The following is a 15046-nucleotide window of genomic DNA, read 5'->3' as shown; positions in this document are numbered from 1 at the left end:
TTAAATGGAAATATCGTCTACCCTGAATTTCATCACCCCGTTCGGGGCCTGTACCTCAGCGATCTCGCCCACTACTTTTCCCATCAGGCCCTTGCCTATGGGCGATCCGGCTGAGATCTTCCCGAGTTTGAGATCGGCTTCTTTCTCACCCACGAGCTGGTAGGTAACGGTTTTTTTGGTGGCCATGTTGGTGATGGTCACTTTGGTGAGGATCGTAACCTTGCTCGTATCGATAGAGCTGGCATCGATTATCTTGGCGGTGGAAATAGAGCCTTCCAGTTGTTTGATCTTGGCTTCGAGCATCCCCTGCGCTTCTTTGGCGGCATCGTATTCGGCATTTTCCTTCAGATCGCCCTTTTCGCGCGCCTCCGCGATGGCGCGGGAAGAAGCGGGGCGATCAACGGTTTTCATCCTGTGCAGTTCTTCGCGAAGCTTGTCGAATGTCTCTTTTGTTACATACATAGTGTCACTCATATCTCATTCTGTTTAAAAGAGTCAAAAAAAATACAACGCCACATTTTACTGCGGCGTTGCATGTGTCAAAAATACAAAAAACTTTCCCATAGACGCCAGATTACACATCACCCGAAAAAATAATTTGGTGGTTTAACCCATATTTATACATTTGTAGTGTACTATCACACTAATACACGATTTATGATCCAGTTTTCGGAAGTGCATTTTGGTTACAGGAAAAAGAAACCGCTGTACCGCAACCTCAAGCTTACGGTTGAAGCGGGGCATATTTACGGGCTGCTCGGGAAGAACGGTGCGGGCAAATCAACCTTATTGAAATTGATCTCTGGGCTGGTTTTCCCATCAGCCGGCAAGGTTGAGGTGCTGGGACAGGAGCCGCGGAGGCGCCAACCCTCTTTTCTTGAGAAAGTATTTGTAATTCCCGAAGAAATTGAAACACCCGATGTAGATGTGATCGGCTTTGCAGACGACCATGCGCCGTTTTATCCCAATTTCGACAAACAGCTTTTTCTCCGTTTGCTGAATGATTTCGACGTTCCGCAAACCAACCTCAAGGCCATGAGTTATGGCCAGAAGAAAAAAACCTGGATCGCATTGGGAATTGCGGCAAATACACAGTTGCTGATACTGGATGAGCCCACCAATGGCCTCGACATTCCATCCAAGCGGCAGTTCAGGAAAATGCTGGCGGCAACCGTTACAGACGAGCGCTGCGTGATCATCAGCACACACCAGGTGCGCGACCTCGACAGCCTGATCGACAACATCATCATCGTAGACGAGGGCGAGCTCATCCTCAATGCCAACATCAATACCATCACGCAAAAAATTGCGTTCAGGCAATACCAGGAAGAGGGCGATGCGCTGGACAGCCTCTATTCTGAAAACAACCTGCTGGGCACATCGGCCGTGGTGCTCAACAACGGCGAGGATGAAAATGTGAGAATGGATACAGAATTGTTCTTCAATGCAGCCATCGCAAACAAAACCAAAATACAATCCCTGTTCAGCAACTAATAAAACTCTTATGAACGATACTTTCAGTTTTTCGAGGTTTGGTTTGCTTCTAAAAAAATTCATCAAGGAGCACAGCACCACTTATCTTTTATACATCGCCATTTTGGCCGGCCTGCTTTTCGTACTATACGGTTTTACGGTGCTCGCCTGTTTGAATTCAAGGTTTCCCGAAGAGGCGCCGGTTATCTTCTTCATCATCGGGATACTGTTTATGGGCGGACTTTTTGCTTCTACCTTCTACAGCTTTTTCAACAACAAGGCAAAGGGCATTCAATACCTTAACCTTCCTTCGTCGCATACAGAAAAACTGATGATCGGATTTTTGTTTACGCAGATCGTTTTCTTTGTTGTTTATTTCATCGTATTCTTCCTGGTGGATCATGTGATGGTCGCTGCCTACAACAAATTCCACAAAATGCCGGCGAATGTTTCACCGGAATACATCGCGTTTTACACCGCCAAACCGGTCGACTTCACCAATCCCGAAATTTTAAACGGGATCACTATTTCATTTATCGTAACCGCCATCAGCCATTACGGTTCTTTGTGCTTCGAAAAAAATGCCTTTGTAAAAACAGCGTTGCTTACGATCATCGGTGGTGTTGCTTATATGTTTTACAGTTATTACGGGATGAGGACCCTGGTGCCGGACGATGTAATGCCGGGTGGCGATAATCTTTTCAATACGAGTTTACGCGTTGGCAACGACGAGACCGTTAAGGGTATCGTACATTTGCCCGCCGCATGGACAAGCTTCCTGACCTGGTTCGTACCGGGCATGTTTTATGTTTTGTTCTGGATGGGCAGTTATTTCAGATTGAAAGAAAAACAGGTTTAACCCGAACAATGGAATTCAACAACCAGCAACCCATTTACCTGCAGATCGCAGAGCTGATCTGTGAAAAGATCTTACTGAAAACATTCAGGGAAGACGAACGCATCCCCTCTGTGCGCGAAATGGCGGTGCAGCTGGAAGTGAACCCGAATACGGTGATGCGGACGTTTGAGTTTTTACAGGGAAAAGACATCATCAACAACAAAAGGGGTGTGGGCTATTTTGTTTCTACCGATGGAATTGCAAAAGCAACGGCGCTCCGCAAATCGGAGTTCCTGGATGAAGAACTTCCGAAAATCTTCAGAACGGCGCATTTGCTCAACATATCGATCGAAGAACTGCAAAACCAGTACAACGCATTTATCAACAAACAAAAAGGCGCTTAAAAATAATTTATGAAAACAAGTACGCTTATCGCACTACTCGCTGTTACCGGTGGCTTTGCTACCCTCACGGTGGTAAACTTCAAACTCAAGAGTGAATACGACAAAGGGAAATTTGAAAACCCTTACATCAAAAAAACACTCCCCGCTTTCTCACACATCAAAGACCTCACAGACACGAACACGCTGAAGAACGGCAGGTTCGAGATCCGCGTTGGTAACAGTGAAGAACCGGGTGTGGCCACTTATTACGCGGCAAGAAAAACCTATAATTTCGACGTCAGGAACGATACTTTGTACATAAGCCTCGACAAAACGGACCAATCGCCTTACAGCCACTGGCTGCCTATGATCATTACCACCAAACAACTTGAAAGCATCGATGTGGTAAATGGAGAATACAGGATCGTCTCGAACATAAATGCTGATCTTTCCATTAAAGCAGTCAGAAAAGCTGAAGTTGACGTAAAGGCAGGCGGTCTTAAAACATTATCCATCGCTGCTGCAAATACAGCATCCATCGGCGTTTCAGCAAAGGATTCGATCGCGGCCATGAACATCCGCCTCGATGACAACAGCTCATTCAATGCAAAGGACCTCGTGATCGGCCAACGCTCACTGCAACTCGGCAAACGCGCCAACCTGCAATTGAGCGGAAGGTCTATTGAAAATTTCGGGCTGCGAAGCAGGGAATAAGGAATATAAATTTCAAATGAAAAGGGTTAAAGAAGCTTCGTTGTTCACTTCTTTAACCCTCTTTATTTTTAACCTGCTTAACCCGTGTAAAAGTTCTACTGTACGATCCCCAACTTCTCCAGCACCACTCTTGCCATTTTATAGAAGGCTTCATGACTATACCCTGCAATGTGCGGCGTGATGATCACGTTGGGTTGCGCCAGCAGCCAGTTGAGGTCTTCCTGTTCTTCGTTGGAATAGGTTGGTAATTTTTCGTTTTCGAGCACGTCGAGTGCGGCGCCCTTTATCTTACCTGCCTGGAGTGCGCGGATCAGGGCCCTGGTGTCGGTGATCTTTCCACGACAGGTATTGATGAAATAAGGTTTTCGCAGGAGCGAATCAAAAAAGGCATCGCCTGCAAAATGAAAGGTTTCATCGTTGAGCGGGAGATGTAAACTGATCACATCTGCATAACGAACGATCTGGTCGATCCCCGCTTCGCGGATGTAATTTTTGGCAAAGCCCGATTTATAGGCGTCGTTGGCCATTACGGTAACATCGAAAGAAGCAAGCAATTTGGCGAACGCGGTGCCCGTGTTGCCAAATCCGATGATGCCAACGGTTTTGCCGGTGAGTTCATCCGCGCGGTTCTCGTCGCGCAGCCATTTGCCTTGTTTGATTTCCTGGTTGCTGGAATTGATCCGGTTCATCAAGCCCAACAGCATGCCCAATGCATGTTCTGCAACGGCGTTCCTGTTTCCTTCCGGGCTGCTTACGCATCTGATGTTCTTTGATTCCGCGTAGGCCACATCGATCAGCTCCATACCGCTTCCCAGCCGGCCGATCCATTTCAGGTTATCGGCTTTATCGATCATGTCCTTATCGATCTTAATCCTTGTAGTTACGATCAACCCACTCACACCACCAACGATCTCACCCAATTCTTCATACGTGATTCCGGGCCGATACAACACCTCATAACCCTTCTCCTCCAGCGTTTGCTGAAGATAAGGATGAACTTTTGCCGTGATGATCACTGATTGCATGGTGTTTTTGTTTGTGAACGGTGAATCCTTTTAGTGCCTTATCTCATCTTGAAAGTAAGCGCGGCAAAATCGTCGATGCTCAATTGCTCTGCGCGTTTGTCGAATATTTTGTCCTGCAGTATTTCTTTCTCAAACAGCCCTTTCAAAGGGTTGCGAAGCATTTTCCTGCGTTGGTTAAAAGCGGCTTTTACGAGGGTGAACAATTTTTTCTCGCTTGCCATTGCTATGGTATCGCTTTTTCTTTTCAGCCTGATTACACCGCTTACCACTTTGGGTGGTGGATTGAAGCTTTCGGGTGGCACGTCAAATAAATACTCCACTTCGTAAAACGCCTGCACCAGCACACTCACTATGCCATATACTTTGGTTCCGGGTTTTGAAGTGATGCGTTGCGCCACTTCTTTCTGAAACATGCCGATCATAACCGGAACCGTATTCTTCCACTCCAATACCTTAAACAGGATCTGCGACGAAATGTTGTACGGAAAATTACCTACCACCGTAAAAGGTTGGTCGAACGGCGCGTCAATATCAAGAATGCTTTGGTGTATGATCCTGCCGCGGATGGCCGGGTATGTTTTTTCGAGGTACACCACTTTCTCATCATCAAGTTCAACGGCCCTGAAATCGATGCCCGGCAAGGGCAACAGGTATTTCGTAAGCGCCCCTCCTCCCGGGCCCACTTCTACCAGCCGCTCAAACGGATCCTCCTCCAAAGCCGCAACAATGCGGCGGCAAACGGATTCGTCTTTCAGGAAATGCTGGCCGAGCGATTTTTTAAGGGTGTACTCCATTGCGGCAAAAGTAGTGAATAGTTGGTGGTGAGGGGCCAATGGGTGTTTCCGGTATCGCCGCGTCCACCGTTCACGTTTCTCCGGCACAATCGTTAACCGCTATTCATGATTCACCATTCCTCACCTATTCTTCTTATTTTTACCCCTCAAACACTGCAAATGAACGAACAGCAAAAACCCATTATCGGATTTACCAGCGGCGACCTCAATGGCATCGGGCTGGAACTGATCATCAAAACCCTGTCTGATAACCGCCTGCTCGATATCTGCACACCTGTTGTTTTTGCCAACAACAAATGCATCAACTTCTACAAAAAGGGTTTGCCCGACTACAACCTCAATTATTCCAATACCAGGGAGCTCAACCGCCTCAACCCAAAACAGGTGAACGTGGTGAACTGCTGGGAAGAAGAAGTGGCGATCACACCCGGCCAGCTTACAGATACCGGCGGAAAGTATGCATTGCTTTCCCTGCAGCAAGCCACGCAGGCGTTGAAAGACGGTCATATCCACGGGCTGGTAACCGCACCGATCCATAAAAAAAACATACAGTCGGCCGAGTTCAACTACAGCGGTCACACCCCCTATTTCAAGGCCTTCTTCAATGTACCCGATGTGGTAATGCTGATGGTTGCGGAAAACATGCGCGTGGGTTTGGTAACCGAGCATGTGCCGGTTACCGATGTGGCCAAACACATTACGCCGGAAGCGATCATTGGTAAACTCAAGATCATCCACAGCAGCCTGCAGAAAGATTTTGGGGTAGACAAACCAAGAATTGCCGTACTCGGGTTAAACCCGCATGCCGGCGACGAAGGCCTGGTGGGCAAAGAAGAGGAATCGATCATCAAACCCGCGATCAAGGAAGCGAAACGCTCGATGATGGTTTTCGGGCCCTACAGTGCAGATGCATTTTTTGCGCACGGGCATTTTGAGCGGTTCGATGCGGTGCTCGCCATGTACCACGACCAGGGCCTCATCCCTTTCAAATCGCTTGCGCTGGGTGAAGGAACAAATTATACCGCAGGACTGCCGATCGTAAGAACAAGCCCCGACCACGGCACTGCGTTTGACATAGCCGGTAAAGACAAAGCCGATCCCAGCTCGTTTCTCGGCGCATTGTTTACCTGCGTGGAGATTATACGGATGCGCCACGGATATGCAGATATGCGCCGTAACCCGTTAAAGAAAATGAGCGCAAGGATCATTGCCAATGCGGTGGATGAGCGGATCGAGGAGAGTGAGGGATAAACAACCGGTTGTTGATAAATGTACCTATAATAAAAAATGCGGATCCTTACGATCCGCATTTTTTATCAGGGAGGTTCGGTGCGCTATTTAAACACCGCATCCGTTACGCCCTTGTTCACGATGTAATTGGTGTAGGTAATGTATACCCTGCCTTTCCTGTTCTTTAGTTTCTCGGCTTCTGTCTGCGCCTTTGGCTCATCGTCGAACTCGAGGGTTATGCCTTTGGGGAGTTTGTAATCTTTGGTGTTGAAGCTGAAAGTTACCTTGTCGGGCAGTCCGTACTGCGCAAACTGGCCGTAGTTCATCTCGATATCGTAGGTGCCGTTCTCTTTGGTTGTGGTTACGGCCTTTTTTACGAGGAGGTTCTGCTCGTCTATGTACATCGTTGTTAAAACGATCTCGCTGTTCTCGCTGTTGGGGAGCAGTTTTACGATCTTCGTTTTTGTTCCGCCCACAACCGCTTCTCCCGCTGCAATGGCCACGAAGTCTGTCATGCCGAAAATAGAATTCATGTTTACAGACACACCTCCTTTGGGTAACAACGAGATTCCGCCATCTTTTTTGAGACGGAACTTGTTCGGCTTTTTGTAATACACTTTTACTTTTCCGATCGGTGCTTTGATAAATGCAACGTCTGTTTTCATCCTGCCATCTGCCTCGTAATCGTTTACGAGGTCAAGCTTTGCTTTCACTTTTGCCACAAGCGCGGTCATGTCCTGCGCATGGCCAACCAGTGAATAATGAATGATGAACAGGAGTATGGTTATTTTTTTCATGATAATTATTTGGGGCGAACAGGTCAACTCAACACATCCTTCTTCTTGAAGATCAATACCGAAGCCGTAACAAACCCGATGATGTGCAACAACAGCACCAGCGCCGAATGAACGATGCGCTGCGGGTTCTGGATGCTGCCAACAATGGCTTCGTTTGCATCGTTCACTTTGATGTCAAAAAATTCTTTCCAGCCGATCATGTGCGTGGTGAAAAGAAACGGTTTTATTTTATTGAAAACAGCAATGTTGAGGGTGCTCAGTATCGTAAAGAAAATGATCACGCTCATCGTGGCCACGATGGGGCCGATCGAGTTCTCTGCAAAAAGCGAGAACAGGAAACCGAGCGAGGCAACGGTTGTCATGGCCAGCGCCGCAAAACCAAATGCCCATACATAGCGCCAGAAAATATCGTCTTTCTTCAGCAGCACAACGTATTGCGATTTGAGCAGGAAGAGATCATCCGTTCCGAAAATGATCATGTTTAAGAACAACGCGAGAATGGCGAGCCAAACAAGCAACAGGAGCGTGTACACCATGGTTGCCACAAACTTGGCAAGCAGGAAGCGCGTGCGGCTGATGGGCTTGGTGAGCATGAGGCGGAGCGTTCCCATATTGGCCTCGCCCGATACCATGTCTGCGGCCACAAGTGCGATCAGCAACGGAACATGCACCAGCAACACCTGCAATACGATGTAACAAACCTGGTAACCGTTCAGTATTTTTCCTTCTACGGTAATGGAAGAAGTGATGTCGCGCATCATGAAATCAACATACGCATCGCCATCGAGTTTGAGGCCGAATTGTATGATGCCGATCAAACCCGTAATGGCCGCAAAGGCGATATAGGTTCTCGGCCTGCGGAAAATCTTGAATAACTCAATTTGTATAACTGTCCACATGTTGCTTACCTGATGTTACCTGTAAAAAATAATCCTCCAGCGAATGGCGCGGCTGCACCGATATTACTTCGATGTTCATCCTTACCAGGTCGCGGTGAAAAGCTGCGATCTGTTTTTTATCCAGCTTAACCAGCAATGATTCGTCGCGCCGTGGCTGTATATTTTCTTTCCATTCACTCGCCTGCAATTGCCGTAAGGCCTCTTCGTTGTTGAAGGTCTGTAGCTCTACAATGGTTTGCGAAGGGTCAAAAAGTGCTTCGGCATTGCCCTCAATGATCTTTTTGCCTTTGTTGATGATGAGTACCCGCGTGGCTACCTGTTCTATCTCGCTCAGCAGATGCGATGATACGATCACTGTTTTATTCAGGTCGCGGCTCAGGTGAAGGATCAGGTTCCTGATGTCTGCGATGCCTTGCGGATCCAGCCCGTTGGTTGGTTCGTCCAGTATGATCAGTTTCGGATCGTGTACCAGCGCGATGGCAATGCCCAGGCGTTGTTTCATACCCTGCGAAAAAGTCTTTACCGTGTCTTTTGCCCTGCCCGCCAACCCTACTTTTTCCAGCTGCTGCATGAGCAACTGGCTGGTCACTTTCATACCGCTCAGGCGGGCAAACAGTTTCAGGTTTTCGTAAGCAGAGAGGTATTTGTATACATCCGGTTTCTCGATGACCGCGCCAACTTCGCGCAATATTTCGTTCCGGTGTTTCGACAGTTCCTTGCCAAAGATCTCCACCGTTCCCTGCGTAGGCTTGATCAGCGTAAGCAGCATACGGATGGTGGTGCTTTTACCCGCGCCGTTCTGCCCGAGAAATCCATATACATCTCCTTCGTTCACAGAAAAAGAAAGATCCTGAACAGCGGTGAGGTTGTTGAACTGTTTGGTGAGGGAAGTTACTTTTACGATCGGGCTCATGCGGATACAAAGGTAGGCGTGAATGGCGAACCGTACGTTGTGAATCTATATCCGGGGTTCATAAAGTTTTCCCAATGCAGGCCCGGGCACTTGTGAATGGATATCGCTAAGGTTGCAGATACTGCTGCAGGGCCTTCACATAGGCCTCAAATGCCGCGACCCCCTGCGGGGTGATCTTGCAGGTGGTTTGGGGGTAATTGTCTTTGAATTGTTTTACCACATCGATATAACCCGCCTCTTTGAGCTTCTGCACCTGCACGCTCAGGTTACCGGCAGTAGCATTGGTCTTTTCGCGGATGAAAGTGAACTCCGCTTCTTTTACCGAGATGAGCAAACTCATCACGGCGAGCCGCAACTGTGAGTGTAATATGGGATCGAGCTCTTTAAACATGCTTGAGTTTCAGGTACCTTCTGCGTAAAATAATACCAGGGATGAGCCAGGCGCTGGTTGCTGATAATGCCATAAGTAACATGCCTTCTGGAAAATCGGTGTAATAGCTGGCAATGCTGCAGATCCAGCAGACCACGCCACCAATGATCATCGGGTTGAATTTGCGTATACCGCCGGTGATAAATGTAGGGATGCCGAAAATGATCATCTGCAGGGAAATGCCTTTGGGCGCATGGTTGTGGATGATGTAAAAATTCACCATAAAAAGACTGAGCGCAAATGTGCCCCACACGTAATTCATCATCGCTTCTTCATGCGTGGTATACGTCCTGTTTCTCTTCGAGCGGATGCTGAAATAAATCTGTGGGATCAGCGCAAGCAACGACAATATCCAGATATCAAAACCGATCGAAAACGCAAACTTGCGCTGCGCATAGGTAACAAGGCTGCACACAGTAATCAATATACCCCAGCACAAAGGGCCTATACCGGAATCGATATAAGAGTTCTTTGCCTTGCTGATCATCGATGCAATGAGCGCCAGGCTTTCCTTTTCACTGAGTTGCTTTTCGTCTTCCATGATTAACTGTTTTGTTTTTGATACCTGCGGCGGAGTAAATGCCCGGGAATAATGTAACTGATCAATATTGCCAATGCCCCGATCAACAACTGGTCATCGTATTGAAATTTTGCAGACACCACGCACAACCCGAAGTTCACCAATCCCCCATACACCAACGGTTTGAAACGAAGCAGGCTGCCGCTTACAAATGTCCCGATCGCGTACAACAGGATGTAATAGGTAAACGCTGTTTGCCATGCTTGCCCGCCAATCATATTTACCGCCACCAGCACGATGAACGAGAGGGCAATGGCGAGCCACAAATACCCCAATGCCTCGTCCAGGAACGTTTTTACCCTTTGCTGTTTTGACTGTTTGGCCCCATACCATCCTGAAACAATTCCACCAACGGGCATCAGCCACCAAACAATGAAGTGATTGGGGTAGCCTACAAATACTTTCAATACATATCCTGCCACGCAACACCCGAATACAAGCCATCCCCACAACAAAAAATGGAAACTGTCGTCTGCAACAGCTCCTTTCGTCTTGTTGATCATGGTTTGGATCAATGCAAGACTTTCCCTGGGTGACAATTCTTTTTCTTCGTTTTCCATGTGTAAGCGGTTGGTTTACAAAAATAGCAGTGGCCCATCAACCACTGCTGTATTAGATGCACATATTACTGACAAGAAGCCAAAAGTTTCTCCGCTTCCTCCTGTCCCCATGTAGGATGCAAGGGCGATGCCGGTTTGAACGTTTTATACAGCTCCAGCGATTTTTCAACCAGTTTTTTTGCGGTTGCTTTTCCGCCGCCAAAAGCTTCAGGTACATTTTTCCAGTATTGCGCATCTACGAACCATGCGCGCGGGTTGGTTGGATCTGCCTGTTTTGCTTTGGCTGTGTTTGCATTGATCTCGGCGCCGTAAGACTGGTAGCGTGTCATCGGGTCAACCGTCATTTGCTGGATAGCCGTCATTTGCCGAAGGCAAAACAATTCAGAGTTGTTGGGTGAGAGCGCTTCCGCTTTCGTAACAAGTTCCTTTGTTTTCTCTGCTACTTTGTCTTTGTCTGCTTTCGGGTTCATCCATCCGGTAAGATAGTTTGCATAAGCCGCATAATAGTAGGGCAACCATTTGTCTTTTTCGGCCTCGCCCACCCTTTCAAAAAAAGCTGCGGTGGCGGTCATGTCATCTGCAGATTTTGCGTCTTTCAATTGTTGTAAACCTTTTCCCATCGCGCCTTCGTATTTAGGCTGTGCAGAACCAAACGCGCAGAGGAATAAACTGATGATCACAAGTACTTGTTTCATAAAATAGGTATTTAAAATTTTAGTGTTGTTGTTTTTTCAATTTCTCAAATTCTTCCCTAATGGATTCTTTGGTGTTTACAATGTATGCGCCCGCAAAAGAGAACGCAAGACCGATGCCCCACCAAAACATTACCCAAACCGGCCAGGGCGCACTGCCAAACGACAGATGCGTATACCGGTCGTCGGATAAAAACCATACACCCCACAGGAAACAGTTAACAAGTATGTAACTCAGCAACTGCTTTTTAAAAGACGCTCTTTTCTTGGCGATGTGCCATAATATTTCATCATTTGTGCTCATGATATTTGCGTTTTATGTTTATAAGTTCTGATCCTGTTCCCTTCTTTTCAGTTTCTCATACTCTGCATTCACGTTGTTGAGTTTTCCACCGTGGTAGGCATGAAAATACTGGAATGCGATGCCCAGTCCCCAGCCCATCATTGGCCATACGGGCCAGAAGTAATCGTGGTTCTCATCAGTCACAAACCAAAGGGCCACGAGAAATGCGTTTACAATAAAATAAACTGCAAGGCTCCATTTGAAAGCGACTCTTGCTTTTGCCGTTTGCCAGAGTTCGTCGTCGCGTTGTTGCGGGTTCATGGTTGGTCGGTTTTAGGGTTTATTGATTTTGATGCATTAGAGGTTGTTGTTGATCGCATCCTGTCTCCTGTCTACTCCCCAGCTCAGGAACAAGCCGATGAAAAAGAACTGCGGCGCTGTTGTTGTTACTGCTTCTTTCCTGGCGCCATTGTGGGAGTAGTTGTATCCAAAGATCTGTTTGCTGTTGAGCACATTGGTTACAGAGAACACAAACACACCATATGCTTTACCTATTGAGGTGAGATAGTTTGTGCTGAAGCCAAGTGAGTTGTAATCGATCGTTTTACCCTGGTCGGCAATATCATATTTTGTACCGTTCTTCTGGAAGAAATAGTAAGGCCGTCCGGTTGCGTATGAGTAAGTGAAGTTGAACCCTGTGTTCCATTTCGTCACAAACTTTTTCAGTACCAGCGAGGCCGTATGGTTGGCGGCAAAGTTTGGCTGAAGCTGCGCAGGGTAATTCAGGTAATCGCGTTTTGTATCGAGGTATGAATAACTGATCCAGTAATCGAGACCCTCGAACGTTTTTTTGTCTCTCCAGAACAGCTCCACACCTTTTGCATAACCACTTCCGCTGTTGTTGTATGCGGGGAATGTTTTTACAAGATCATCATACTGTTTGTAAAACGCTTCTACACGGAAGGTTTGCAGTGTTGTGTTTTTTATGTAGTTGATGATGTAATGCGTTGCTTTTGTGTATCCGAAACTGGTTGTATAATTCAGTTGCGTATTCTCGGGTTTCTGGTAGAAAACACCGTATGCGATGCTCATTTGCCCGCCGGCGCCTGTTTTATAAGCGAGCGATAAACGCGGGGCAAAGTTCGCTTTGTTGATCACGGATGAATGTTCAAAACGTGCACCCAGTTTTGCAGCGAGGTCGTTGGTAATGTAAAGGTCCGCCTCACCAAACAACGATTTATAATGATCAGAAAGTACACCATTGTAACTATTGTACAAGCTTTTGTTGTAGGCATACTGGTACTCACCGCCAAAACGTAGTATGCTGATGCCGCTCAATCTTTTATCGAACACCGCTTTGACCTGGCTCAGGTCGCCACGTGTGGTGAGGTTGAAATTGGTGCTGTCTATCCACACCTGTCCTGTAGTAACGGGTGCATTGCCCGCATCCTGGATCTGGTTGGTAATATCGTTGTGATCTGTGCTGAAACTAGCGCCCAGGTTGAGTTTCCAGCCATTGCCCAGGTTTTCTCTCCAGCTGAAATTGTTGTACAGGTTTGTATTCTTCAGGCCGAATGCATTTTTCACAGACGGGTCATCGATGTTGGGCCTGCGCAGTCCGAGCTGGTTGGCCGCAAACGTTGTATAAAACTTGATCATGCCGCCGCGTTTTGTTTTTGCGCGGTAGTTGAAAGAGGCTGCATGAAATTCGGGTACTTTAAAATAGTCCGGCGTTTGTTTAACGAGGGCGAAATAAGCCGCAACGTTCGTGTAGTTGTAGTCGGCGCCCCACGACGATTTTTTATCTTTTGCAATGTTCTGGATCGCGGCCCCTAAAAATATAGGTGAGATGGATGCGCTTGCTTCGGAACGTTCCGGGATGTCTATGCTTTCGAGAATGAGCGCGGAAGAAAGCGCCTGCCCGTACAAAGCAGAATAACCGCCCGTGCTGAACACCGTTCCTTTGAACAACATGGGTGAAAAACGCCCGCGTTGCGAAATATCGGGTACGCTGCTGAAGTAGGGGTTGTTCACCATCGTTCCATCGATAAACTGTTTTGTTTCGTATCCCGCACCACCCCGAACAAAGAGCCCTTCCTGTTCTCCTACCTGTTGTGCACCGGGCAATGTTTTGGCAACGGCGGTTATGTCTGCATTGGCGCCGCCGGTAGTTACTACATCCAGCAGGCTCAGAACGGTAGCAGCGCGTTTTTTGTCGCCTGCCTCAAAGCTTCCCGCTGTTACGGTTACGGCTTTCAGTTCGCTGATCTCTTCTTTGAGGAGGAAAATAAGGTCGATGGTATCCGTTCCTATCGTGATGGTTTGTTCGGCGGGTTTGTAACCAACGCTCGTAACCACGATCACCTGTGTGCCTTTTTCTGTTGTTTTGAAGGAAAAGTGGCCGGTAGAATCGCTGACACCGCCATCGTAAGAATTTTTTACCTGTATGCTCGCGCCCGCTATGATGTGGTTGCGGTTGTCGGTTACTTTACCGGAGAGTTTTACCTGGGCATTTACCCAGCCTGCTGATAAAACAGTAAGAAGCAGGATTGTTAGCTTTTTCATTTGTTTTGGTTTGACAAGACAAACATAGACCAGTTTATTTTATAAACCAAATTATTTGATAAATAAATTCTTTTGGTTTCCAGCGCAAGTGATTTGGGTGTTTTTCCCATTCTTTCAAATTAATAAAATGATTAATATTGTTTTAATTTTTCCTATGAAAATGAAATTTCTATTCGGTTTTCTGTTGTTATCAGCAGGTGTACAATCGCAACCCATTAAAAGCACCAGGGTATTGAGCTATATGGCATTTGTTGACAGCGTAGGCAGATCTTCTGTTTTTGATTCGGTCTATATCGAAATGTACCAATCCGGAAACAAAACGGTTTACGGGTTGCCTTATCATTATTCAGAGTCGGTTGATGATTCTGTGATCGTACAGGAGGTGCGTTATCATTATTTTCTTCATATCAAAGACAGCATTTTTGGATATGATTTCGATGAATACAAAAACATCAACGGGCAAAAAGATATCGCTGATTCTATTCTGAAAGATTATAAAGTCACCCCTGTTGAACTGAACAACCTTTTTAATACAGCCGATTATAAACTTTTTCAATCCATAATCAATACCGATTCTGGAACATTGCACGAAGCATATGAGTTCGCCTCAAAAACAGATACCACAGGTGCTGTCACCCTTTTTATCGATTATGTGAAACGTGCTCCTCTCATCGTAAACACAGGAAAACTGAAAGATCTGGAGTCGGAAAGAAACATGACAATATCCAATATTCTGTTGAAAACGAGGCTTACCTGTTTGCCGGTTGGTGTTGATATAAGATGGGCGATTGAGCCGCTCAACGAGATCAAACCTATCGTAAGCAGGTTATTCGAAGAAGGCTTGGTAACAAAATAATTTTTTCGACAACG

General features: G+C 46.8%; 19 protein-coding genes. 6 read left to right on the top strand and 13 right to left on the bottom strand.

The window, feature by feature from the left end; genetic code table 11:
- Nucleotides 1–474, bottom strand: a complete 474-nt coding sequence (greA, locus tag GWC95_RS03045) for a transcription elongation factor GreA (RefSeq protein WP_161817191.1) — start codon at nt 472–474, stop codon at nt 1–3.
- A gap of 183 nt (nt 475–657) precedes the next feature.
- Between greA and GWC95_RS03040 the strand changes: the two genes are divergently transcribed.
- From GWC95_RS03040 to GWC95_RS03025, 4 genes are read left to right on the top strand one after another with little or no spacing between them, the layout of a single operon-like run.
- A complete protein-coding gene (locus GWC95_RS03040) occupies nt 658–1494 on the top strand; it encodes an ABC transporter ATP-binding protein (protein ID WP_161817190.1) in 837 nt (278 codons plus the stop codon).
- 10 nt (nt 1495–1504) lie between these two features.
- Nucleotides 1505–2332, top strand: coding sequence for a hypothetical protein (locus GWC95_RS03035; protein WP_161817189.1), 828 nt, complete (start codon nt 1505–1507; stop codon nt 2330–2332).
- 8 nt (nt 2333–2340) lie between these two features.
- Complete coding sequence (locus GWC95_RS03030; RefSeq protein ID WP_161817188.1) at nt 2341–2715, top strand: GntR family transcriptional regulator; 375 nt, start codon at nt 2341–2343, stop codon at nt 2713–2715.
- 9 nt (nt 2716–2724) lie between these two features.
- A complete protein-coding gene (locus tag GWC95_RS03025) occupies nt 2725–3408 on the top strand; it encodes a hypothetical protein (RefSeq protein WP_161817187.1) in 684 nt (227 codons plus the stop codon).
- Nucleotides 3409–3503: 95 nt separating this feature from the next.
- Here GWC95_RS03025 and GWC95_RS03020 read toward each other — a convergent pair whose 3' ends face one another.
- Both GWC95_RS03020 and rsmA read right to left on the bottom strand, forming a co-directional pair.
- Nucleotides 3504–4433 carry an NAD(P)-dependent oxidoreductase gene (locus GWC95_RS03020; protein ID WP_161817186.1) on the bottom strand — a complete coding sequence of 310 codons (930 nt, stop codon included), beginning with the start codon at nt 4431–4433 and terminating at the stop codon, nt 3504–3506.
- 38 nt (nt 4434–4471) lie between these two features.
- Nucleotides 4472–5227: a 16S rRNA (adenine(1518)-N(6)/adenine(1519)-N(6))-dimethyltransferase RsmA gene (gene rsmA, locus GWC95_RS03015; RefSeq protein WP_161817185.1), complete on the bottom strand. Its 756-nt coding sequence runs from the start codon at nt 5225–5227 to the stop codon at nt 4472–4474.
- A 159-nt stretch (nt 5228–5386) separates the two neighbouring features.
- Between rsmA and pdxA the strand changes: the two genes are divergently transcribed.
- Nucleotides 5387–6478 (top strand): 4-hydroxythreonine-4-phosphate dehydrogenase PdxA, encoded by a 1092-nt coding sequence (pdxA, locus tag GWC95_RS03010; protein ID WP_161817184.1) that lies wholly within the window; start codon nt 5387–5389, stop codon nt 6476–6478.
- Nucleotides 6479–6561: 83 nt separating this feature from the next.
- On the opposite strand, the gene GWC95_RS03005 is transcribed toward pdxA, so the two are convergent.
- The 10 genes from GWC95_RS03005 to GWC95_RS02960 all read right to left on the bottom strand — a co-directional run bounded on the left by GWC95_RS03005 (nt 6562) and on the right by GWC95_RS02960 (nt 14176).
- Entirely contained in the window at nt 6562–7254 is a 693-nt protein-coding gene (locus GWC95_RS03005; protein WP_161817183.1) for a LolA family protein, read from the bottom strand.
- Between the two features lie 23 nt (nt 7255–7277).
- On the bottom strand, nt 7278–8153 hold the full coding sequence (locus GWC95_RS03000) for an ABC transporter permease (protein WP_161817182.1): 876 nt from the start codon (nt 8151–8153) through the stop codon (nt 7278–7280).
- Complete coding sequence (locus GWC95_RS02995) at nt 8131–9066, bottom strand: ABC transporter ATP-binding protein (protein WP_161817181.1); 936 nt, start codon at nt 9064–9066, stop codon at nt 8131–8133. Before GWC95_RS02995 ends, GWC95_RS03000 begins: the two co-directional genes overlap by 23 nt.
- A gap of 106 nt (nt 9067–9172) precedes the next feature.
- Nucleotides 9173–9457 carry a winged helix-turn-helix domain-containing protein gene (locus GWC95_RS02990; RefSeq protein WP_161817180.1) on the bottom strand — a complete coding sequence of 95 codons (285 nt, stop codon included), beginning with the start codon at nt 9455–9457 and terminating at the stop codon, nt 9173–9175.
- Nucleotides 9450–10037 (bottom strand): hypothetical protein, encoded by a 588-nt coding sequence (locus GWC95_RS02985; protein ID WP_161817179.1) that lies wholly within the window; start codon nt 10035–10037, stop codon nt 9450–9452. The genes GWC95_RS02990 and GWC95_RS02985 overlap by 8 nt, the downstream gene beginning before the upstream one ends.
- 2 nt (nt 10038–10039) lie before the next feature.
- On the bottom strand, nt 10040–10636 hold the full coding sequence (locus GWC95_RS02980; RefSeq protein ID WP_161817178.1) for a hypothetical protein: 597 nt from the start codon (nt 10634–10636) through the stop codon (nt 10040–10042).
- Between the two features lie 65 nt (nt 10637–10701).
- Entirely contained in the window at nt 10702–11331 is a 630-nt protein-coding gene (locus GWC95_RS02975) for a hypothetical protein (RefSeq protein WP_161817177.1), read from the bottom strand.
- Between the two features lie 19 nt (nt 11332–11350).
- Complete coding sequence (locus tag GWC95_RS02970; RefSeq protein WP_161817176.1) at nt 11351–11632, bottom strand: 2TM domain-containing protein; 282 nt, start codon at nt 11630–11632, stop codon at nt 11351–11353.
- A gap of 18 nt (nt 11633–11650) precedes the next feature.
- Nucleotides 11651–11932, bottom strand: coding sequence for a 2TM domain-containing protein (locus tag GWC95_RS02965; RefSeq protein ID WP_161817175.1), 282 nt, complete (start codon nt 11930–11932; stop codon nt 11651–11653).
- A 36-nt stretch (nt 11933–11968) separates the two neighbouring features.
- Nucleotides 11969–14176 (bottom strand): TonB-dependent receptor, encoded by a 2208-nt coding sequence (locus GWC95_RS02960; protein WP_161817174.1) that lies wholly within the window; start codon nt 14174–14176, stop codon nt 11969–11971.
- Nucleotides 14177–14336: 160 nt separating this feature from the next.
- Between GWC95_RS02960 and GWC95_RS02955 the strand changes: the two genes are divergently transcribed.
- Nucleotides 14337–15032 carry a hypothetical protein gene (locus GWC95_RS02955; RefSeq protein WP_161817173.1) on the top strand — a complete coding sequence of 232 codons (696 nt, stop codon included), beginning with the start codon at nt 14337–14339 and terminating at the stop codon, nt 15030–15032.
- Nucleotides 15033–15046 lie beyond the last annotated feature (14 nt).

The organism is Sediminibacterium roseum, from assembly GCF_009939005.1.
In the GTDB taxonomy this organism is placed as follows: domain Bacteria; phylum Bacteroidota; class Bacteroidia; order Chitinophagales; family Chitinophagaceae; genus Sediminibacterium; species Sediminibacterium roseum.
Note: the sequence above shows the minus strand (reverse complement) of the source record. Positions and strands in the feature narration are given on the sequence as shown.